This window comes from Cellulomonas sp. P4_A2 (assembly GCF_056402515.1).
Genome location: NZ_JBFUHG010000014.1, coordinates 1 through 21,258 on the forward strand (window position 1 = coordinate 1; position 21,258 = coordinate 21,258).

General features: G+C 70.5%; 21 protein-coding genes. 15 read left to right on the top strand and 6 right to left on the bottom strand.

Annotation, left to right across the window (positions count from 1 at the left end; all coding sequences use genetic code 11):
• Both sucB and AC1DUE_RS13895 read left to right on the top strand, forming a co-directional pair.
• On the top strand, positions 1-1,007 hold a 1,007-nt coding region (gene sucB / locus AC1DUE_RS13890; RefSeq protein WP_477040021.1), incomplete at its 5' end, for a 2-oxoglutarate dehydrogenase, E2 component, dihydrolipoamide succinyltransferase.
• 258 nt (positions 1,008-1,265) lie between these two features.
• Positions 1,266-2,156, top strand: coding sequence for a TIGR01777 family oxidoreductase (locus AC1DUE_RS13895; RefSeq protein ID WP_477040022.1), 891 nt, complete (start codon positions 1,266-1,268; stop codon positions 2,154-2,156).
• 5 nt (positions 2,157-2,161) lie between these two features.
• Here the strand turns inward: AC1DUE_RS13895 and AC1DUE_RS13900 are convergent, their stop codons facing one another.
• Genes AC1DUE_RS13900 through AC1DUE_RS13910 form a run of 3 tightly spaced genes read right to left on the bottom strand, consistent with a single transcriptional unit; the run spans position 2,162 to position 6,725 of the window.
• Positions 2,162-3,373 (bottom strand): serine/threonine-protein kinase, encoded by a 1,212-nt coding sequence (locus AC1DUE_RS13900; protein ID WP_477040023.1) that lies wholly within the window; start codon positions 3,371-3,373, stop codon positions 2,162-2,164.
• A gap of 50 nt (positions 3,374-3,423) precedes the next feature.
• On the bottom strand, positions 3,424-4,446 hold the full coding sequence (locus AC1DUE_RS13905) for a Gfo/Idh/MocA family protein (protein ID WP_477040024.1): 1,023 nt from the start codon (positions 4,444-4,446) through the stop codon (positions 3,424-3,426).
• A 5-nt stretch (positions 4,447-4,451) separates the two neighbouring features.
• A complete protein-coding gene (locus AC1DUE_RS13910) occupies positions 4,452-6,725 on the bottom strand; it encodes an MMPL family transporter (RefSeq protein ID WP_477040025.1) in 2,274 nt (757 codons plus the stop codon).
• A 38-nt stretch (positions 6,726-6,763) separates the two neighbouring features.
• On the opposite strand from AC1DUE_RS13910, the gene AC1DUE_RS13915 reads away from it, so the two are divergent.
• The 5 genes from AC1DUE_RS13915 to AC1DUE_RS13935 all read left to right on the top strand — a co-directional run bounded on the left by AC1DUE_RS13915 (position 6,764) and on the right by AC1DUE_RS13935 (position 10,314).
• Positions 6,764-7,231, top strand: coding sequence for a MarR family winged helix-turn-helix transcriptional regulator (locus tag AC1DUE_RS13915; protein WP_477040026.1), 468 nt, complete (start codon positions 6,764-6,766; stop codon positions 7,229-7,231).
• Between the two features lie 4 nt (positions 7,232-7,235).
• Positions 7,236-7,892 (top strand): lipoyl(octanoyl) transferase LipB, encoded by a 657-nt coding sequence (lipB, locus tag AC1DUE_RS13920; protein ID WP_477040027.1) that lies wholly within the window; start codon positions 7,236-7,238, stop codon positions 7,890-7,892.
• Between the two features lie 63 nt (positions 7,893-7,955).
• Complete coding sequence (gene lipA / locus AC1DUE_RS13925; protein WP_477040028.1) at positions 7,956-8,957, top strand: lipoyl synthase; 1,002 nt, start codon at positions 7,956-7,958, stop codon at positions 8,955-8,957.
• A 39-nt stretch (positions 8,958-8,996) separates the two neighbouring features.
• Positions 8,997-9,704 (top strand): DUF4191 domain-containing protein, encoded by a 708-nt coding sequence (locus tag AC1DUE_RS13930; protein WP_477040029.1) that lies wholly within the window; start codon positions 8,997-8,999, stop codon positions 9,702-9,704.
• A 28-nt stretch (positions 9,705-9,732) separates the two neighbouring features.
• A complete protein-coding gene (locus AC1DUE_RS13935) occupies positions 9,733-10,314 on the top strand; it encodes a class I SAM-dependent methyltransferase (protein ID WP_477040030.1) in 582 nt (193 codons plus the stop codon).
• Between the two features lie 3 nt (positions 10,315-10,317).
• Here AC1DUE_RS13935 and AC1DUE_RS13940 read toward each other — a convergent pair whose 3' ends face one another.
• Entirely contained in the window at positions 10,318-10,827 is a 510-nt protein-coding gene (locus tag AC1DUE_RS13940; RefSeq protein ID WP_477040031.1) for an RDD family protein, read from the bottom strand.
• Between the two features lie 149 nt (positions 10,828-10,976).
• Between AC1DUE_RS13940 and AC1DUE_RS13945 the strand changes: the two genes are divergently transcribed.
• Entirely contained in the window at positions 10,977-13,151 is a 2,175-nt protein-coding gene (locus tag AC1DUE_RS13945) for a glutamine synthetase III family protein (RefSeq protein ID WP_477040032.1), read from the top strand.
• 233 nt (positions 13,152-13,384) lie between these two features.
• Positions 13,385-14,809 (top strand): type I glutamate--ammonia ligase, encoded by a 1,425-nt coding sequence (gene glnA, locus AC1DUE_RS13950; RefSeq protein ID WP_477040033.1) that lies wholly within the window; start codon positions 13,385-13,387, stop codon positions 14,807-14,809.
• A 33-nt stretch (positions 14,810-14,842) separates the two neighbouring features.
• Here the strand turns inward: glnA and AC1DUE_RS13955 are convergent, their stop codons facing one another.
• Together AC1DUE_RS13955 and AC1DUE_RS13960 are read right to left on the bottom strand one after the other, a co-directional pair.
• Complete coding sequence (locus tag AC1DUE_RS13955; RefSeq protein WP_477040034.1) at positions 14,843-15,907, bottom strand: tyrosine-type recombinase/integrase; 1,065 nt, start codon at positions 15,905-15,907, stop codon at positions 14,843-14,845.
• Positions 15,904-16,644: a hypothetical protein gene (locus AC1DUE_RS13960; protein ID WP_477040035.1), complete on the bottom strand. Its 741-nt coding sequence runs from the start codon at positions 16,642-16,644 to the stop codon at positions 15,904-15,906. The genes AC1DUE_RS13955 and AC1DUE_RS13960 overlap by 4 nt, the downstream gene beginning before the upstream one ends.
• A gap of 153 nt (positions 16,645-16,797) precedes the next feature.
• Here AC1DUE_RS13960 and AC1DUE_RS13965 point away from each other — a divergent pair, with 153 nt between their 5' ends.
• The 6 genes from AC1DUE_RS13965 to AC1DUE_RS13990 all read left to right on the top strand — a co-directional run bounded on the left by AC1DUE_RS13965 (position 16,798) and on the right by AC1DUE_RS13990 (position 21,236).
• Positions 16,798-16,986 carry a helix-turn-helix transcriptional regulator gene (locus AC1DUE_RS13965; RefSeq protein WP_477040036.1) on the top strand — a complete coding sequence of 63 codons (189 nt, stop codon included), beginning with the start codon at positions 16,798-16,800 and terminating at the stop codon, positions 16,984-16,986.
• A gap of 24 nt (positions 16,987-17,010) precedes the next feature.
• Complete coding sequence (locus AC1DUE_RS13970) at positions 17,011-17,688, top strand: hypothetical protein (protein ID WP_477040037.1); 678 nt, start codon at positions 17,011-17,013, stop codon at positions 17,686-17,688.
• A 238-nt stretch (positions 17,689-17,926) separates the two neighbouring features.
• Positions 17,927-18,202 carry a hypothetical protein gene (locus AC1DUE_RS13975; RefSeq protein WP_477040038.1) on the top strand — a complete coding sequence of 92 codons (276 nt, stop codon included), beginning with the start codon at positions 17,927-17,929 and terminating at the stop codon, positions 18,200-18,202.
• A gap of 177 nt (positions 18,203-18,379) precedes the next feature.
• On the top strand, positions 18,380-18,652 hold the full coding sequence (locus AC1DUE_RS13980) for a hypothetical protein (RefSeq protein WP_477040039.1): 273 nt from the start codon (positions 18,380-18,382) through the stop codon (positions 18,650-18,652).
• A gap of 292 nt (positions 18,653-18,944) precedes the next feature.
• Entirely contained in the window at positions 18,945-20,195 is a 1,251-nt protein-coding gene (locus AC1DUE_RS13985) for a phage major capsid protein (RefSeq protein WP_477040040.1), read from the top strand.
• Between the two features lie 345 nt (positions 20,196-20,540).
• Positions 20,541-21,236 (top strand): hypothetical protein, encoded by a 696-nt coding sequence (locus tag AC1DUE_RS13990; protein WP_477040041.1) that lies wholly within the window; start codon positions 20,541-20,543, stop codon positions 21,234-21,236.
• Positions 21,237-21,258: the final 22 nt, after the last annotated feature.

The following is a 21,258-nucleotide window of genomic DNA, read 5'->3' on the forward strand; positions in this document are numbered from 1 at the left end:
TCGCGGCCACGCCCGCGCCGGTCCCGGCGACGCCCGCCCCGGCGCCCGCACCTGCGGCCGCGCCCCAGGCGTCCGGCAGCTACCTCACCCCGCTCGTCCGCAAGCTCGCGGCCGAGAAGGGCGTCGACGTCTCGACCCTCACGGGCACCGGCGTCGGCGGGCGCATCCGCAAGGAGGACGTCCTCGAGGCGGCCGCCAAGGCGGAGGAGGCCGCGAAGGCCGCCGCCGCTCCGGCGCCTGCCGCGGCTCCGGCCGCCGCACCGAAGACGGCCGCCGCGACGGTCTCGCCGCTGCGCGGGACCACGGAGAAGGCCAGCCGACTGCGCCAGATCATCGCCGAGCGCATGGTCGACGCCCTTCACTCGCAGGCGCAGCTGACCACGGTCGTCGAGGTGGACGTCACCAGGATCGCGCGCCTGCGGGCGAAGGCGAAGGCCGACTTCTCGGCGCGCGAGGGCGTCAACCTCACGTTCCTTCCGTTCTTCGTTCTCGCGGCGATCGAGGGCCTCAAGGCGTACCCGAAGATCAACGGGGTGCTCGAGGGCAACACGATCACGTACCACGGCGAGGAGAACGTCGGCATCGCGGTCGACACCGAGCGCGGCCTGCTGGTGCCGGTCATCCGTGACGCGGGCGACCTGAACCTCGCCGGCATCTCGCGCAAGATCGTCGACCTGGCCGGTCGCACGCGCCAGAACAAGGTCACGCCCGACGAGCTGTCGGGCGCGACGTTCACGGTGACCAACACGGGGTCCGGCGGCGCGATCATCGACACCCCGATCGTCCCCGGCGGCACCTCCGCCATCCTCGGCACCGGCGCGATCGTCAAGCGTCCGGTCGTCATCCAGGACGCGGACGGCGCCGAGGTCATCGCGATCCGGTCGATGTGCTACCTGTCGCTCTCCTACGACCACCGCCTGGTCGACGGAGCGGACGCCTCGCGCTACCTCAGTGCGCTCAAGGCCCGCCTCGAGGAGGGTGCGTTCGAGTCCGAGGTCGGTCTCTGACGCTCCGCGCAGCCTGACCGCGGCCCGGTTCCCCTCGTGGGAGCCGGGCCGCTGTACGTCGTCGGCACGACTCCCGCCGGAGTGATCCGGCGCCTCTTGTGACGCCTGGTGCTGATGGGACGGACGAGACACCTCACCGATCCCAGCAGTCGCTCCCGGCCCAGGTGGCGCTAGGTCGATGCGTCCGCCGTCGTCCCACCGGCCGCGCGACGCCGGCTCACCGGGCCGCGACGGCGACCCGAACGTAGGGTGAGCGCCATGCAGGTGGTGGTGGCGGGGTCGCACGGGTTCATCGGTGGCGCGCTCGTCCCCCAGCTGCGTCGCGACGGGCACCTGGTGCGCACCCTGGTGCGCGGCGAGACCCGCAGTCCCGACGAGATCCGCTGGGACCCGGACGCGCGGCAGCTCGACCCAACGGCCCTGGAATGGGCCGACGCCGTGATCAACCTCGCGGGCGTGAACCCCGGCACGCGGCCCCTCACACAGGCGCGCAAGCGGCTCGTGGTGTCGTCGCGGGTCAACACCACCCGGTTGCTGGCCCGGACGCTCGCGGGTCTCGGCGACCGACCGCGCGTGCTGCTCCAGGCGTCAGGGATCGGCGCGTACGGCTCCCGGGGCGACGACGTCCTCGACGAGGACGAGCCGATCGGCACCACCTTCTTCGCGACCGTCGTGCGGCAGTGGGAGGCGGCCACGGCTCCCGCGCGCGAGGCCGGCGTCCGGGTGGTCCACCTGCGCACGGGCGTCGTGCTCAGCTCGCACGGTGGAGCGCTCGGCCGGCTGCTCCCTCTGATCAAGCTCGGCGTCGGTGGTCGGTTCGGCGACGGGCGCCAGTTCTGGCCGTGGATCACGCTCACCGACGAGGTCCGGGCGATCGAGCACCTGCTGACCTCGCAGGTCGAGGGGCCGGTCAACCTGGTGACCGCGGCGGACCGCAACGCCGACGTGGTCGCCGCGCTCGCCAAGGCGGCGCACCGACCGGCCGTCGTGCCCGTCCCCGCGTTCGCGCTGCGAGCCGTGCTCGGCGACTTCTCCTCGGAGGTGCTGGGCTCCAACCGTGCGGTGCCCGCAGTCCTGGACGCGGACGGCTTCGTCCCGACCCACCCGGACCTGGCGAGGGCCGCGGCCTGGGTGGCGGCGGGCGGCTGAGGCGGTCAGCCCGCGGGCTCGGTGACGTCCCAGACGCGCCACCCCTCGTCGGTCCAGCGCAGGCCGAGCACGACCGTCCGCGTCGCCGACCTACCGGAGGCCGTCGACATGGCGGCCGTCACGGCCACGTCCGTCGTGGACGGTCGGGACCCGTCGACGAGCCAGGCGTCCTGCACGTCGACGGTCAGCCCCGCCGACGGGGAGGCCGACTCGAGCAGCGCCGCGTCCGCGGTGTGCGCGGGGCCGTCGGCAACCTCGACGTCGCCGAGCCGCGAGACGTCCGCCTCCCCCACGACCGCCGCCCGGATCCGGCTCAGCTCGACCGCCGCGGCCACGGGGTCGTGCGCATCGGTGAGCGCGTCCTGCGGCGGCGCCGAGAGCAGCCGCCAGCCGACCGCGCCGAACCCCACGACCGCGACGCAGGCGAGCGCGACGAGCCGACCGGGGAATCTGCGCCGGGTCGAGCGGCGGGTGGGCGTCGGCGGCGCGTGCCGGGCGCTCGAGAGGAGCGCCGACGAGGCGAGCGACCCGGCGTCGGGAAGCTGGACCGGCTCCGGCTCGGCGGCCCGGAAGCACGCGTCGGCCAGCCGGGCCGCGTCGACGTTCGGGCCGCCGAGCACGTCGACGAGCGCGTCCCTCAGGACGAGCCCTCCCGCCAGCAGGTGCACGTCGTCGTTCGGCAGCTGAGCGATGACGGCCGCCGCCAGCGCGGTCAGGTCCTCGGTCGGCCCGGCCGCTCCGACGACGACCCCACTCAGGTCGCGCAGGATCGGGCGACCGTCGGGCCGCACCAGGATCGTGGACGCGTCCACCGCGCCGTGCGCCAGGAGGGCATCGTGCAGGGCACCCAGTGCACCGGCGACCGGGATGGCGACCGTCGCGGCCTCGCCGTCGGTCAGGGGCGACCGCGCGGCCCGGACCTGCGCGAGGGAGAGCCCCTCTGCGTGCTCGACGAGCAGCCCGATCCGGCCCGGCGTGAGCTCGGTGGCGTCGAGCAGCCGCGTCAGGTGGTCGTGCCGGACGCCGCGCAGCCGGGCCACCCGGGCGACGAGGGTGTCGTCCTGGACGTCCGCGTCCATCGCGTGGAGCTCGATCCGGTGGCCGGTCCCGTCGAGCGTGACCGCGAGCCAACGGTCGCGGCCGAGCAGGGTCGTCGCCCGGAACCCGAGGCGGGCGAGCGCGTTCTCGATGTCTGCGGGCACCGCCGTCGCGTCCATCCCGCCATCCAAGCGAGGTCGCGACGGACGCGTCGGCGGTCGTCCACAGGTCAGGGCATGCGTACGGTGCGGCCCTCGTCGGCGGACACGCGCGCGGCGTCGAGCACCTGGGCGGTCCGGGCGGCGTCGTACGGGTCGACCGGTGCCGGTCCTCCGTCGACGACCCAGGAGACGACCGCGCGGTAGAGGTCGACGTGCCCTCCGCCGGCGCGAGGCACGGGCACCCGCTCCGAACCGTGGACCAGCCAGCCCTCGTGCTCCGGCTCACCCGGCCGACGGGTCTCCTCGTAGGCGTCGTCGAGGGCCGTGAACGGTGACGCCTCGCCCTCGAAGCTCGTCACGAGATAGGCGCCCCCGTCGCCGAGCACGCGGGTCCGGGGCCCAGGGGCCCCGACGACGGCTCCGGCCTGCAGGTGGCTGATCACCCCGGAGGTGTGGGTCAGCGCCAGGAAGACGTCGTCGACCGCGGGCGTCGAGCGCGCGTGCAGCTCGGCGTAGACGGACGTGACGGGACCGAACAGCTGCGTCGCGGAGTCGACCAGGTGCGCCCCGAGGTCCAGCAGCAGGCCGCCGGAGAGCGGGTCGTTCTCCTTCCACCGGTCCTGGGGCACCGGCCGGAACCTCTCCCAGCGCCGCTCGAAGCGGTGCACGGTCCCGAGCGACCCTGAGGCGAGCAGTGCCTGCAGAGTGAGCTGCTCGGTGTCCCAGCGCCGGTTCTGGAAGACGGTGAGGCGACCGTCGCCGTGGGAGGCCAGCAGCTCCGCGTCGTCGGCGGTCGTGGCCAGGGGCTTGTCGACGATGACGTGCAGGCCGGCGTCGAGCACGGCCAGGGTGTGCTCGACGTGGTCGCCGGACGGGCTGGCGACCACGACCAGGTCGAGGTCGGCGGCGTGCGACAGCAGACCCGCCACGTCGGGCTCCACGACGGCGCCGGGCCAGTCGGCCTCGACCTGCTCGGCGCGGTTGCGCGTGACCACGGCGGTGACCTGCTGGCCAGCCTCCCGCAAGAGCCGGGCGTGGATGCCCCGACCCGCTCCGCCGTACCCGACAAGGCCCACACGCAGCGCACTCATGGCGCTCACTCTAGGTCGGCGTGGTGGGCCTGCTCGTGGGGGCGCGAGAGGGCGCTGGGCCACCACGTCCGCCGGTCCAGGTCGTGCACGAGGGCCGGTACGAGCAGGCTGCGCACGACGAGCGTGTCGAGCAGCACCCCGAACGCCACGATGAAGGCGATCTGGGCGAGGAACAGCAGCGGGATGATGCCGAGCGCCGCGAACGTCGTCGCGAGGACCACACCTGCGGACGTGATGACCCCGCCCGTCACCGCGAGGGCACGGACGACTCCGGCTCGGGTGCCGACGACGACCGACTCCTCCCGGACGCGCGTCATCAGGAAGATCGAGTAGTCGACCCCGAGCGCGACGAGGAACACGAACGCGTAGAGCGGCACGACCGGGTCCGCGCCCGGGAAGCCGAGGACGTGGTTGAAGACGAGGGCGGCCACCCCCAGCGCGGCCGCGAACGACAGGACGTTGGCGACGAGCAGCAGGGCCGCCGCCGCGACCGAGCGCAGCAGGAGCATGAGGATCAACCCGATCACCAGCAGCACGACGGGGACGATCACCCGCAGGTCGCGCTCGCTCGCCCTCTGCGTGTCCAGCGTCTCGGCCGCCGCCCCACCGACCACGGCCGTCGGGCTCGCCGCGTGCACGGCCGTGCGCAGGTCGTCGACGACCGCCACGGCGGCCTGGGAGTCCGACGAGGCCTCGGTCGTCACGTCGAGGCGCACGCGCCCGTCCACGACAACCGGCGGCGCGTCCTGCGACCCCGGGGCACCGCCGGTGTACGGCGCGACGGACGACACACCGTCGACACCCTCGGCAGCCGACGTCACGGCGTCGACGTCGGCCTCGTCGACGATCACGATCGCGGGCTGGACCGCACCGGCCGGGAAGTGGTCGACGAGCACCGCCTCGCCGGAGACGGCGTCCACGTCGGTGAGGAAGACGTCGACCTGGCTCGTGCCCGACGCCTTGAAGGTCGGCAGGAACGCGGCACCGACGCACAGGACCAGGGCGGTGAGGATCCACACGGGTCGCGCCCGCCGGCCGACGAAGCGGGCGAGCCGTGCCCAGAGGCCCGGACCGTCCGCCGGGTCGGGCTCGGCCGTGGGGTCCACGTGCGCGTGCGCCACGTCGGGCACGGTCGCCGCCTCGGACGGTCGCGGCGCGCGCGGCCAGAACAGGAACCGGGACCGACGCCCGCCGATCAGCAGCATGGCCGGCAGGAGGGTCAGGGCACCGAGCATCGCCGACGCGATGCCGATCGCCGCCACGGGCCCCAGCGAACGGTTGGACCCCAGGTCCGAGAGGAGCAGGCAGAGCACGCCGGCGATCACGGTGCCGGCGCTCGCGACGATCGGCTCGACGCAGGCGCGCAGGGCCTGGCGCATCGCGTCGGCCGGGTGCTCGACGCGCGCGAGCTCCTCCCGGTACCGCGCGACGAGGAGCAGCGCATAGTCCACGGACGCGCCGACGACGAGGATCGAGAGGATCCCCTGCGACTGCCCGTTGAGCACGAGCGTGCCGTTCTTCGCCAGGTGGTAGACGACGAGCCCGGCCAGGCAGAGGGCGAACACGGCCGTGAAGATGACCACGAAGGGCAGGAACGGCGAGCGGTAGACGAGCACGAGGATGAGGAGCACGGCGCCGAGCGCCACCAGCAGCAGGACACCGTCGATACCGCCGAACGCGGTCACCAGGTCGGCGACGAACCCTGCCGGTCCGGTGACCCACGCCCGCAGGCCCAGCTCCCCGGCGGAGGTGGCGGTGGCGCCGAGCGACTCGTCGAGGGAGGCCCGCAGCGCGAGGACGAACGAGTCCGTCACGCCCTCGTCGTCGGCCAGCAGCTCCTCGGCCTTGTCCGCGTCGAGCGAGAACGCGACGAGGAGAGCCTGCCCGTCCTCGGACGGGACGACCGCGACCTGCCCGACGAGGTAGTCGGACCAGGTCCCGTCGTTGCCGGCGGGCAGAGCCTGGTCCGGCACGGCCGCCGCCCAGTCCTGCACCGCACCGAGCTGTTCGGGCGTGACGTCGCCGCCGTCCTGGGGCTCGAGGACCACCAGCGCCGGTAGGGTCGGCGTGTCGACGAAGGCCTTGCTCTCGGCGGCGGCCCGGGTGGACTCGGCCGACGCGGGCAGGAAGGCGGCGGCGTCGTTCGTCTGGACCTGCGAGAGCTTGCCCTGAGCCATGCCGCCCAGTGAGCCGATGCCGAGCCAGACGACCAGCGCGACGCCGACGAGGACAGCGCGGACCACGGTCCGACGACGATTACTCAGCATGCTGAGTATCATTGACGTGAATGCTCCGCACGGCAAATTGGAGGCATCGTATGGAGCAGGAGCCCGACCCTGCTTCGACGGACCCCGCGGACTGGCCCGCCGGACGGCTGCTGTCCGCGGCCGCGCGCCGGGTGGAGCGCGACTGGAACGCCCACCTGGCCGCGTGGGACCTCAACCACGCGAGCCTGCCGGTGCTCGTCCACCTGGCCATCGGCCCCCTCTCGCAGCGTCAGCTGGCCGCCGCGTGCGGGGTCACCGAGCAGACGACCAGCCGCGTGGTCGCGCGCATGGAGCGCACCGGCTACGTGACGCGCACCCCGCACGCCCAGGACCGACGCCGGCTCGTCCTGTCGATCACCGACTCCGGTCGCGCCGCGCTGGCCGTGGCATCCGACCGCGAGCCCGCGGAGGCGATGGTGACCCGCGGGCTGACGGCCGACGAGGTCACCGAGCTGCGCCGCCTCCTCACGCTCGTCGCCCGGCCGGAGCAGCCCGCCGAGGATCCCGGGTTAGCCTGACGGCATGCGGTTCGACGAGCTCGACCTCGGCACGCGCCTGCTCCCCTACGAGCCGACGTGGCAGCTGCAGCGCGAGGTGCACGCGGCGGTCGCGGACGGGACGCGCGAGGACGTCGTCCTGCTCTGCGAGCACGAGAGCGTCTACACGGCGGGCAAGCGCACGGCGAAGGCCGACCGGCCGGTCGACGGCACCCCCGTGGTCGACGTCGACCGCGGCGGACGCATCACCTGGCACGGCCCGGGCCAGCTCGTCGGCTACCCGATCGTGCGGCTGGCCGCGCCCATCGACGTCGTCCGCTACGTGCGCGCGCTCGAGGAGGCACTGATCCGCACGTGCGCCGACCTGGGCCTGGAGACCATCCGCGTGGAGGGCCGCAGCGGCGTCTGGTTCGCCGCGACCGCGACGCAGCGGGAGCGCAAGGTCGCCGCGATCGGCGTCCGCGTCTCGCGCAGCGTGACCATGCACGGGTTCGCGTTCAACTGCGAGCCGGACCTGTCCGTCTACGACCGCATCGTGCCGTGCGGCATCCCGGACGCCGACGTGACGTCCCTGTCCGCAGAGGCCGGCCGACGCGTGACGATCGCCGAGGTCACACCCCTCGTCCGCGGTCACCTCGCGAACGCCCTCGAACCCCTGCTCGACGCCGTACCGGCAGTGTGACGTCCCTGTGACGTCCAACTCCCTGGGCCGCCGGGCCGCCGTCTGCGGGTTAGTCTGACCGGCGTGACGATCGCAGCCGATGGCCGACGCATGCTCCGCATCGAGGCGCGCAACGCCGAGACCCCCATCGAGCGCAAGCCCGAGTGGATCCGGACCCGCGCGACGATGGGCCCCGAGTACACCGAGCTCAAGGGCCTGGTGAAGCGCGAGGGCCTGAACACGGTCTGCGAAGAGGCCGGCTGTCCCAACATCTTCGAGTGCTGGGAGGACCGCGAGGCCACGTTCCTCATCGGCGGCGACCAGTGCACCCGACGCTGCGACTTCTGCCAGATCGACACCGGCAAGCCCGCAGCGTTCGACGCCGACGAGCCGCGCCGCGTGGCAGCGTCCGTGCAGGCGATGGGCCTGAAGTACTCGACCGTGACCGGCGTGGCCCGCGACGACCTGCCCGACGGCGGCGCGTGGCTGTACGCCGAGACCGTCCGCCAGATCCACGCCGTGAACCCCGGCACCGGCGTCGAGCTGCTCATCCCGGACTTCAACGCCACGCCCGAGCTTCTCGACGAGGTCAACTCGTCGGCGCCCGAGGTCCTCGCGCACAACCTCGAGACGGTCCCCCGCATCTTCAAGACGATCCGCCCGGGCTTCCGCTACGACCGGTCCCTGTCGGTCATCACGCGGGCGCACGAGGCAGGTCTGGTCACCAAGTCGAACCTGATCCTCGGCATGGGCGAGACCACGCAGGAGGTCGTCGAGGCGCTCGCCCAGCTGCGCGAGGCCGGCTGCGACCTCATCACGATCACCCAGTACCTGCGCCCGTCCGTGCGCCACCACCCCGTGGACCGCTGGGTGCGTCCGGAGGAGTTCGTCGAGCTCTCCGCCGAGGCCGAGCGGCTCGGGTTCCTCGGCGTGATGTCCGGTCCGCTGGTCCGCTCGTCGTACCGTGCCGGCCGCCTCTGGGGCCAGGCGATGCGCCGCTACGGCCGGCCGATCCCGGAGGCCCTCGCCCACCTGAGCGAGCCGACGACGTCCCGCCAGGAGGCGGCGAGCCTGCTCGCCCGCTGACGTCCGGAGCACCTCCGCTCGTCGGTAGACTTCCGACCCATGGCCCGCGACAACTCCTCCACAGCAGCGCCCGTCAAGAAGCAGCGCTGGTACCACCAGCTGTGGCAGGTCTTCCAGATGACCCGGAAGTCCGACCCGGCGATCACCTGGATCCTCCTGGCGATCTTCGTCGGGATCATCGCGATCGGCGTCGCCGTCGGCCTCGCGCTGAACGCCCTTTTCTTCTGGCTGCTGCTGAGCATCCCGTTCGCCGCGCTCGCCGCGATGTTCGTGCTCTCGCGACGAGTCGAGAAGGCCGCGTTCGCGCAGATCGAGGGCCAGCCGGGCGCCACGCTCTCCGCGCTGCGCAGCATCCGCCGCGGCTGGAACTTCCCCGAGGAGCCGGCCGCGTTCGACCCCAAGACCCAGGACCTCGTGTTCCGCGGTGTGGGTCGGCCGGGCGTCGTGCTGGTCGGCGAGGGCCCCGCCCCGAGGATCAACAAGCTGCTCGAGGCCGAGCGCAAGCGCACCGCGCGCGTCGTCGGCGGCGCGCCGATCATCCTGATGCAGATGGGCGAGGGCGAGGGCCAGATCCCCCTGCGCAAGATCCCGCGCTCCGTGCAGAAGCTGCGCAACAAGCTGACCAAGGCGGAGGTCGCGGAGGTCAACAAGCGGCTCACCGCGCTCGGCGGCGCCCGGCTCCCGATGCCCAAGGGCGTCGACCCGAACCGCGCGCGCCCGGACCGCAAGGGCATGCGCGGTCGCTGAGCCGCTCACAGGACGGACGCCCGAGGAAGTGGCCCGCGACCCGTTCTGGAACCACAACACGCACTATCACCCGCTCGCGCTGCGGCATGCGCGGTCGTCGGCCACCGCGCTGGACGTGGGGTGCGGCGAGGGACTGCTCGTGCGACGCCTGCGCGAGGCCGGCGTGCCGCGCGTCACCGGGCTCGACCTCGACCCTGCCGAGGTCGCTCGGGCCGTCGGCGGACCGGGCATCTCCTACCAGGCCGGCGACGTGCTGGACGGCCCGGCGGAAACCTTCGACCTCGTCACGTGCTTCGCGACGCTCCACCACCTGGACCTCGAGGCAGGCCTGAGGAGGCTGGCAGCGCTGACCGCGCCCGGCGGCCGCCTCGTCGTCGTCGGCCTGGCCGCCGTGCGCACACCCGTGGACGCCGCGACGAGCCTGGCCGCGGTCCCGGTCGCGTGGGCCGTCGACCGCGCCCGGGGCACGTGGGAGCACGGCTCGCCGATGGCGGACCCGGTCGACGGCTACGGCGACGTCCGACGAGCGGCCCGCGCGATCCTGCCCAGGGTGCGCTGGCGTCGTCGGCTCTACTGGCGGTACAGCCTCGAGTGGCAGCGGCCCGGCTGACGGTCAGCGCCGGACGATGGCCGTCCCGGCGACCCGGTCGTGCATCCCGCGCCCGTCCGCGTCCCAGATGACCGCCGGGATGACCAGGCAGAGCAGCAGGGTGCGGGTCAGCGCGCTGAGGAAGCCGGGCGCGCCGGTCTCCCAGGCGCGGTCGGCGGCGGCGGGCGAGTCCGCCGGGAAGACACGACGCACGCGCAGGCCGAGCAGGCGGTGCCCGAGCGTGTTGCCGATCGAGCCGACGAGCAGCACGTTCTCGAGCGCGAAGATGCCGAGCGTCGCGAGCGAGCTTCCTCGCGTCAGGTAGAACCCCTCGGTCGTGACCGGGAAGAACACCGCCGAGATGGCGAGGCACGCGAACCAGTCGATGACGAGCGCGCCGACCCGGCGACCGAGCCGGGCGAGCGACCCGGTGCCCTCCGACGGCAGTCCGAGGCGGTGCCCGCGGCGGTCGGCGGGGTCGCCCCCGGCCGGTTCGCCTTCGAGCCACGAGCTGAGGTCACGCCGATCTGCCACCCGAGCAGGGTACGTGCCTCTACCACTCACGGGAGCGCAGAGCGAGACGGACATCCGCCCGAAACATCCCGGGTACCCGGCGTTCGTAGGTTGTGCCCACTCGCTCCGCTGAAGACACCGGAGTGCCGAGTCGTGCCTGAGGGGTACCAATGAGCGGAAACGCCGTGCGTCGCGAGGCCATCTGGAACGTCGAGGCCTATGTTCCCCCCGCCGTGAGCTTCAACGGGGACGAGACCCCCGGGGAGATCTTCGGTGCGAACGTCTTCAGCAAGACGGTCATGCAGAAGCGCCTGCCGAAGTCGGTCTACAAGTCCGTCATGGCCACGATCGAGCACGGAGCGATGCTCGACCCCGCGATCGCGGACTCCGTCGCCTCGGCGATGAAGGACTGGGCCCTCGAGAAGGGCGCCACCCACTACGCCCACGTCTTCTACCCGCTCACCGGGCTGACCGCCGAGAAGCACGACAGCTTCTTCGAGCCGGTCGGCGACGGCACGTCGCTCGCCGAGTTCGCGGGAAAGACGCTCGTGCAGGGCGAGCCGGACGCCTCGAGCTTTCCCAACGGCGGCCTGCGCAACACGTTCGAGGCCCGCGGCTACACGGGCTGGGACGTCACCAGCCCGGCGTACATCCTCGAGAACCCCAACGGGAACACGCTGTGCATCCCCACGGTCTTCGTCTCGATGACGGGCGAGGCCCTGGACCACAAGACCCCGCTCCTGCGCTCGCAGCAGGCCATGGGCGAGCACGCCGCGCGCATCCTGACGCTCTTCGGGCACGAGAACCAGAAGGTCGTCGCGTTCTGCGGTCCCGAGCAGGAGTACTTCCTCGTCGACCGGCACTTCTTCCTGGCACGCCCCGACCTGCTCAACGCCGGCCGCACCCTGTTCGGGACGAAGCCGCCCAAGGGCCAGGAGTTCGACGACCACTACTTCGGCGCCATCCCGGACCGTGTGCTCGGCTTCATGATGGACACCGAGCGTGAGCTCTTCAAGCTCGGCATCCCGGCCAAGACCCGCCACAACGAGGTCGCCCCGGGACAGTTCGAGATCGCCCCGATGTTCGAGCGCGGGAACATCGCGGCCGACCACCAGCAGCTGCTCATGACGACGTTCAAGACGATCGCCAAGAAGCACGGCATGGAGTGCCTGTTCCACGAGAAGCCCTTCGCCGGCGTCAACGGCTCCGGCAAGCACGTGAACTTCTCGCTCGGCAACAACGACCTCGGCTCGCTGCTCGTCCCGGGCGACACCCCGCACGAGAACGCCCAGTTCCTCGTCTTCTGCGCCGCGGTCATCCGTGCCGTGCACAAGTACGCGGGTCTGCTGCGCGCGTCGGTCGCGTCGGCGACGAACGACCACCGCCTCGGCGCCAACGAGGCTCCCCCGGCGATCATCTCGATCTTCCTCGGCGACCAGCTCGCCGACGTGTTCGAGCAGATCGCCAAGGGCGCCGCCACCTCGTCCAAGGGCAAGGGCGTCATGCACATCGGCGTCGACACGCTGCCCGTCCTGCCGACCGACCCGGGCGACCGCAACCGCACCAGCCCGTTCGCCTTCACGGGCAACCGCTTCGAGTTCCGCGCGCCGGGCTCGATGCAGACGGTGGCCGGCCCGATGACGACGATCAACACGATCATGGCCGACTCGCTGGACTTCTGCGCCACCGAGCTCGAGGCCGCGATCTCCGCGGGCACCGACTTCGACCAGGCCGTCCAGACGCTCCTGACCGAGATCATCACCGACCACGGGAACGTCGTGTTCAACGGCGACGGCTACTCCTCGGAGTGGCCCATCGAGGCGGAGCAGCGCGGCCTGGCCAACCTCAAGACGACGATGGACGCCCTGCCCGAGCTCATCACCGAGTCGGCGATGGAGCTGTTCGAGCGGTACGGCGTCTTCAACCACCGCGAGATGCACAGCCGCTACGAGATCGGGCTCGAGCAGTACGCCCTGACGATCGGCGTCGAGGCACGCATCGCGCTCGAGATCGGCACCACGGCGATCCTGCCCGCGGCCGTCAAGCACCAGACCGACATCGCGCTGAACATCGGAGCGCTCAAGGCCGCGGGTGCGGAGCCGGACCTCGCGCCGCTCGACGAGGTCAGCGTCCCGCTCGCCGCGCTGCGCGCCGGCCTGGCCACGCTCCGCGCCGCGCTCAAGGCCGACGTCGGGCACTCGGCGCTCGCCGAGGCCGAGCACGCCCGCGACGCCCTGCTGCCGGCCATGGCCGACGTCCGGGCCGCGGCCGACGCCCTCGAGGAGCTCGTCGCCGACGAGCTCTGGCCGCTGCCGACCTACCAGGAGATGCTCTTCATCCTCTAGCAGCACACGTTCTTTCGACGAGCGAGTGGGCCGCCCGGCCTCGTGGATCGGGCGGCGCACACTCCTCGGACACCGGCCTCCCGCCTCTGGGAACCGGGCATAGGGTCAGGCCGTGGTAACACGGAGCGGACTTCCGTAACGCTGTCGAAACATTCAATACACGACAGAGAAACGGCCCGCTCGTACCCTGCCTGTGCCCGACCTGATGGGAACCCCCGACCGAGGAGCAGCGGATGTTCAGCAAGCCAGAGGAAGTCCTGGCGTTCATCAAGAGCGAGGACGTGAAGTTCGTCGACGTCCGCTTCTGTGATCTGCCCGGCACGATGCAGCACTTCAACGTCCCGGCCGCCTCCCTGGACGCCTCGTTCTTCACCGAGGGTCAGATGTTCGACGGCTCCTCGATCCGTGGCTTCCAGGCGATCCACGAGTCCGACATGAAGCTCATCCCGGACGTGACGTCGGCCTACATCGACCCCTTCCGGGTCGAGAAGACGCTGAACATCAACATGCACATCGTCGACCCGTACACCGACGAGCCCTACAGCCGCGACCCGCGTCAGGTCGCCGCCAAGGCCGAGGCGTACCTCGCGTCGACCGGCATCGCCGACACGGCCTTCTTCGCCCCCGAGGCCGAGTTCTACATCTTCGACGACGTGCGCTTCAAGACGGCGCAGAACGAGTCGTTCTACAAGATCGACTCGTTCGAGGCGGCCTGGAACACCGGCCGCGAGGAGGAGGGTGGCAACCTCGGCCACAAGATCCCCTACAAGGGTGGCTACTTCCCCGTCCCGCCGGTCGACGGCTTCGCCGACATCCGCGACGAGATCAGCCTCCAGCTGGACGCCCTGGGCCTCGGTGTCGAGCGTGCCCACCACGAGGTCGGCACCGCCGGCCAGCAGGAGATCAACTACCGCTTCGACAAGCTGGCGATCTCCGGCGACAAGGTCATGCTCTTCAAGTACGTCGTGAAGAACGTGGCCCACAACAACGGCAAGTCGGCAACCTTCATGCCGAAGCCGCTGTTCGGTGACAACGGCTCGGGCATGCACGTCCACCAGTCCCTGTGGAAGAACGGCGAGCCGCTGTTCTTCGACGAGAAGGGCTACGGCGGCCTGTCCGACCTCGCCCGCTGGTACATCGGCGGCCTGCTCAAGCACGCGCCGTCGCTGCTGGCGTTCACGAACCCGACGGTGAACTCCTACCACCGCCTGGTCCCCGGCTTCGAGGCCCCCGTCAACCTGGTCTACTCGGCCCGCAACCGCTCCGCGTGCATCCGCATCCCGGTCACCGGTTCCAACCCGAAGGCCAAGCGCATCGAGTTCCGCGTGCCGGACCCGTCGTCGAACCCGTACCTCGCGTTCGCCGCCATGCTCATGGCCGGCATCGACGGCATCCAGAACCGCATCGAGCCGCCCGAGCCGGTCGACAAGGACCTGTACGAGCTGCCCCCCGAGGAGCACGCCCTCATCCAGCAGGTCCCGGGTTCGCTCGGCGAGGTGCTGGACTCCCTCGAGGCCGACCACGACTTCCTCACGGCGGGCAACGTCTTCACGCCCGACCTGATCTCGACGTGGATCGACTACAAGCGCAACGCCGAGGTGGACCCGATCCGCCTGCGCCCGCACCCGCACGAGTTCGAGCTCTACTACGACGTGTGACGGTCGGAGGGCCTCTGACCTGCGGTAACGCGTTCACGAGGTCCGCCTAGTCCGCAGAGAGTCCGCACGCGCCGCCATCGCTGCTCCGACGGTGGCGCGTGTGGACTCTTCTGTGTCCGGCCACAGGTGCGTGTATGTGTTCAGGGTCGTCGTCGCGGACGCGTGCCGCAGCCGAGCCTGAACGACCTTCACGTCGGCCCCGTCAGCGATGAGCAGCGAGGCGTAGTAGTGGCGGCAATCGTGGAAGCGGAACCCGGCTGGTAGCCCCGCGGCGGCGCGGGTCGCACGGATGGCACGGTCGATCTGCCACGGCCCCACCTGCTCACCCAGCAGCGTCTCGACGACCCACGTGCGATCGTCAGCGCCAGCTGCGAGCTCGAGCGCCAGCGACGACGGGATGGGCACAGGCGTCCTCGAGGTCTCGGACTTCAGCGGCTCCGCCGGCCACTGCTGCGTCGGATTCACGATCCCCCGCATGAAGTCGACGTCGACCACGCGCAGACCGCACACCTCGGCCGTCCTGAGGCCCGCGAACGCACCCAGGAGGACCGCGCCGCGCATGTGCTCGGGCAAGGCGTCATACAGGGCCCAGATCTGCTCCGTCGTGGCCACGTAGGGCCGCTGCTTGCCCGCTCCCGGCGACGTCTTGCGAGAGCACGGGTTCCGGGCGATCACACCGTCGTGCACCGCGTCAGACATGATCTGCGACAGCCGCCCGTGGAGCGCGTAGACGTAGGAGTCCGCTGCTCCCCCGGTCTTGAGCTTCGCGCACCACGCCTTGACTGCAGAAGGCTTCACGTCCGCCAGACGCATGGGCCCGAACTGCCCGACGATCTTGGCGACGTGAACCTCGGCCTGCCGGACCGTCGAAGCGCGACGCGTGCCGTAGCCCTCAAGCCACGACGTGCACCACGCCTCGACGGTCGTCCGCGCCGTCTGCGGGTCGACGTAGTCGCCGCGGACCACGCTCGCCGTGACGGTGTTGAGCCACTGCTGACCGTCGATCTTCCGATCGAAGGTCCGCGTGTGCTCCTTGCCGGCGGCGTCTCGGTAGCGAGCCATCCAGCGACCGCTCGGACGCTTCGCGATGCTGCTCATGATTCGGCTCCTTCTGCTCGCTTGCGCGCTCGCCAGGCGGCCTGGTTGCGGCGCTTCTGCTCTCGCTTGCACGACGGCTTGGTGCAGTAGACGGGCTCTCCGGGCTGCGGGGGTCGCACGCGCTCAACTTCCACCGAGCACACCGAGCATCGATAGGTGCGGTCTTCGCCAGCTGCGATCTCTCGCGTCAGCCAGTCGGCAAGCAGACCCATCAGCCCGTCTGCCTCATAGGTGATCGAGAGTCGCTTGTCCCAGGTGATGAGCCTCTGACCGCCCGCCTCGCGATTCAGCCGCGTGAGATACCAAGCGATCTGCTCGCGCTCGGTTGCGTCTCCAAAGCGCGGGATCCCGGACAACAGCGACTGGATGTCCATGCCCACATCGGGTCGCTTCAGACCGAGGCGGGCAGTTCTCCCCCAGTCGGCGAGCGCGAGAAACGCACGGGCCGCTGCCCGAACGTGTCGCACCTTGACGCCGGGTCGGCCATCTACATCTAGCGGCGCGCACCAGCCACCCTCTGTCTCCTGATCGTGCCCGTCGATGTAGCCGTGCGCGCAGATGCTCAGAAGGCCGTATCGCTCGATGAACGCTCCCATGTCGGGCGGGTCGGCCGCGGCGAGCGCCTTGAAGTCAGCTAGCACCACGTCGAGGTCGTCGAACGGGACGAGATCGGCGTCCTCGATCTCGAGCCGGTGCTTTACGCCCGACCACGTGATCACCGAGTCGGTGACTCGCACGTCAAGCGGCAGGAGCAGCTTCGCGTGAGCTAGTCGTGTAGACACCACTGTAGTTAACACCCTCGTTGCGTAGAGCGCAAGCAACCGGGACCCTGTAGTTAACGGAAGCCACGGCGGAGCACCGCTGAGCACCGGGACCGAGAGGGGAACGACATGGCGAGGTACCTGACGACCGCGGAGGCGGCAGAGCTGTGCCGCGCGACGCCCGAGACGCTCCGCGGCTGGAGATACGAGAGGAAGGGTCCTGCGTGGTTCCGGCCCGAGGGATCGCGCCGTGTCCTCTACGCCGCGGACGACGTTCTGTCGTGGCTCGAGGCCGCTCGCGCCCAGCAGACCGCCTGACTCGCGATCGTGGGAGCCGCCAACGTGTCAGCCGCGTTCGTCGCGATGCAGGGCAGCTCTGTGCCTGCGCCGGCGAAGCTCGTGCTGCTGCGGATGGCGCACACCGCCCGCGACGCCGATCGGCCGCCTCAGTACTGGTACGGCTGGGAGGCCCTCGCCCTGTCGATCGGCTACACGCCCGAGGAGATCGACGGAACGGCCCGCGACAGCATCCGGCGCCACGTCCGCCGTCTGGTCAAGGCGCTGCACGACGACCGGCTGCTCGAGCGAGTCGACGAGCAGGGCAACCCGATCGCTGGTGGCAGCAACGCTCGCATCGGCCATCGCCAGATCTACGCGCTTCGCATCTACGAGGCACGGCAGGGGGTCATCTCAGACCCCCCACCCCCGGACACCTCAGACCCCCCAGGTGGGGGGTCCAGGACGTCCGCAGTGGGGGACATCTCAGACCCCCCCAAGGACTACTCAGGAGAACTCCGAGGAAGAGCTCCAGGGCAACTGCCTTCAGTAGATGCCTCGTCTCACCAGCGCGCTGGCGAAGACGGCGATGCCGAATACGAAGCGGCCCATGGGGTGATCGAGCGCGCAGACCCCGAGCGAGCACAACTCGCACGGGAGGTCGTCCATGCGCTTCATCGCAACCTCAACCCCCGTCAAGCGGTCGTCCTGACCGCTCGCCAACTTCAAGGAGGCGCCGCATGAGCGACACCCGTCCCGAGCTCGTCGACGTGCACGGCCTCGTCCATCGCCACGGATGCACAACACCAGGGAGCCAGGTCGGCACCGTCGGCCCCACGGGATGGGTGCTACGGGGATGCCCTGAGTGCAAGTCGACCGCGCTCACGCGACTCGACGAGTGGAAAAACGGCGTGTGTGAAAACGGCCTGACTGCGAGGTCAGGGGCACCGGGAGCACCAAAGAACCAGGGCGGTGCAGGGCGATGACCACGACGGATCGCGGCTACGGCTGGCAGCACCAGAAGCTCCGGGCCGAGTACGTCAAGCAGATGAAGCAGGACGGCTACCTCGTCTGCGCTCGGTGCGGGGAGGTCATCACACCCGAGATGCCGTTCGACCTCGGCCACGACGACTACGACCGCAGCGTCTACACGGGGCCGGAGCATGCAAACGAGTGCAACCGCGCTGCCGGCGCCCGCAAGGGCAATCGGATGCGCGCGGAGCGAACGAGGCCCGAGGTCGGCTACGAGTGGTTCTGACCTCGGAGTCAGCCATCTTTTTGGATGGCCAGGCGACCTCCTGACCTCGGAGTCAGGCGAAATCCCCCCGAGCTTTTCCACGGCCACCGAGACCTCCAGATCCCCCAGACCCGTACACACCCTTTCGTTCTGACTGCGAGGTCAGGACGGCGGCACACCACAAGAAAGCAGGCAGCCATGAGCAAGCCAGCCAACGAACTGTTCGACTCCGCCGTCCGCCTGGACCCCAACGTCCGCCAGCAGCTGCTAGCCCTGTTCGCCTCGCACCGCGACGCTGCCGGCTTCGATGGCGGCGAGCTCGAGGACTTCTATGCCTGCGTCGTCGACGTGCTGCACGAGGCCGGCATGACGGCGGCGAAGAAGCGTCAGAAGCTCAGCACGGACTTCGCCCGAGTCATCGGCGTCGTGGCGATCCCGGACCCCGACACGGCGGCGGGCGAGTTCGGATGAGCCACATTGTGTCAGTGCCGACTGGTACAATCGACGTAGAGCTAGGACGGCACGGGCCGTGCGCCACACACCCGGTCGTCAGTGGCACTGGTGAACGGCCGGGCGACACCCACCGCGATCCGGGATACGGAGCAGGACAGAGAGAAGCCGCCGGCAGCGCGCAACGCACCGGCCCCAGGCGCCCCACGTAGGGCGTGGCGTCCCATCCCCTCCGGTTGACCCCCTCTTCGTTCAGGTGCGTGCTTGCGCCCGCTGGGTCTGCTTCCGCACCGTTCACCGAAAGGCCACCACCATGGCTAGCTCTCTCAAGACCGACCTCACGGAGCGTCGGCAGAAGGTCTGGGACCAGGCCAAGCAGATCCTCGCCCGCGCCGAGCGGGAGAACCGCGACCTCACCGGCGCGGAGACGATCGAGTACGACACCCTCAACGACCAGCTGACGGGTCTCCGGCAGCGAATCGACGGGCTCGAGGACGAGGAGCGCTCGAATGCCTCCGCGGCCGAGCAGCTCGGCCGTCTCCTGGGCACCTCGCGCCGCTCGACCTCCCCCCAGGACCGTGAGGCGACAGAGGCGATCCGCTCGCTGGCCCTGGGGCGTCGGACCAACGTCGGTGACGGCTTCGTCCTCGAGGATCCCGAACCCCGCCACCAGTCGAACCCGGGCGTCGAGGCACGTGCGCTGTCGAAGACCTCGCCGGCGAACTTCTCGCCGGTCACCTTCTACAGCCAGATCGTCGAGTCCCTCGTGGCGTCGAGCTCGGTCCTGTCGGCCGGCGCGACGGTCATCACGACGTCGACCGGTGAGGAGTTCCGCGTGCCGCGCGCCACCGCGCTCAGCACGGCGGCGATCGTCACCGAGGGCAGCGCGATCTCCTCGTCCGACCCGACGCTGTCCGCGGTCGTGCTGGGCGCCTACAAGTACGGCGTGCTCATCACGGTGAGCCGTGAGGCGCTCGAGGACGCCGGCACGGACCTGCAGGCCTACCTCGCTCGAGAGACGGGCACCGCACTCGGGCTCGCGCTCGGCAACCACCTGATCAACGGCACCGGCACCACGCAGCCGCGTGGGGTGCTCCTGGACGCCTCGCTCGGCATCACCGGGCCGGTCGGCACCACAACCTCGTTCGGCACGCAGGCGACCGCGGGAATGGGCACGGACCTGATGAACAGCCTCTACGCCTCCGTGGCCGAGGGGTACACCACGAGCCCCGCTGCAGGGTTCCTGGCCCGCGGCGCGACCATTGCCGCTCTGCGGAACCTCAAGGCGTCCACGGGCGAGCTGGTGGGCCTGCAGTACCTCAACCAGGCACCGGCGCCCTTCTACCCGGACGCCTACGTGCCGACCATGGCGGCCAACGCCAAGTCGGTCCTGTTCGGGGACTGGTCGCGGTACTTCGTCCGCATCGTCAACGGCATCCGGTTCGAGCGCAGCGACGAGTACGCGTTCAACACCGACCAGGTCACCTTCCGCGCGATCCTTCGCGCAGACGGCGCCCTGATCGACCCCTCGGCCATCAAGTGGTTCGCGAACAGCGCCACCTAAGAGCAGGGCGTCAACGTCACCCCGGCCCGGGGTTCGCTCATGGCCGGCCGGGGATCGATGGCTGGACGGGTTGGGGCATCTCCTGATGCCTCTGTCGCACCCTCCGCCAGCGCCCGCGCCAGCGGGGCCAGGCCGCACACCTGCGCCGGCCCCGCTGGCCACCACCGGTCCCATATGTCCCAGGGTGACCATAGATCGCGGTCCGTTTCACCCGTCGTCCGCAGGATGCGCACAGGATTCTGTCACGGACCTCAGAGAACCCTGCTAACGTCTATCGCGTAACGCCCCAGGACTATTCGGCCTCACGGCCGGACTCCTGGGGCATCAGCATTTCTGGGGGTCAGCGTGGATCCGTCTAGCTTGTCAGGTCTGCGCACGCTCCTCGGCGAGGCGCGGTTCAGTAGCTACCTGGCGCACTACAAGGGCAACGAGCGGATGGCGCTTCGGCTGTACTCGTGGAACATCGCGGCGTCTACGGCCCTGTGGGGGCCTCTCGGCGTCCTCGAGGTCACGGTCCGCAATGCCATCCACCGCCAGATGTGTGAGCGGGCGGGCCGTGACGACTGGTGGGAGAGCCCGACTACCTACCTCATGGACCGCGAACGTCGGATGATCGACTCGACGATCGAGAAGCTCCAATGGCGAGGCAACACGAATCCATCAGCGGACGACGTGGTCGCCGGTACCAGCTTTGGGCTGTGGACCGGCCTGACTTCGGAGGGCCTCCCGCGGCACGCGACCCTGAGCTACGAGACGACGTACTGGCAGCCGCGGCTCCACCGGGCGTTTCCGCACTACGGCGCCGGCAAGCGCAAGGTCCTGCATCGTCAGGTTGATGACATCCGACAGATCCGAAACCGGATCGCTCATCATGAGCCCATCTTCAAGACCGACCTCTCAAAGGTCTGCACTGAGATCACGTCCGTCGCTGGCTACGTTGACCCTGCTGCGGCGGACTACATCACGGGGAGCCATCGGCTCGACGACGTGATCACCGCCCAGCAGGCCTTCATCACCGATGGGGACTGCTGCTTCTTCTGAGCGATGTTTACCGTTGGTAAAC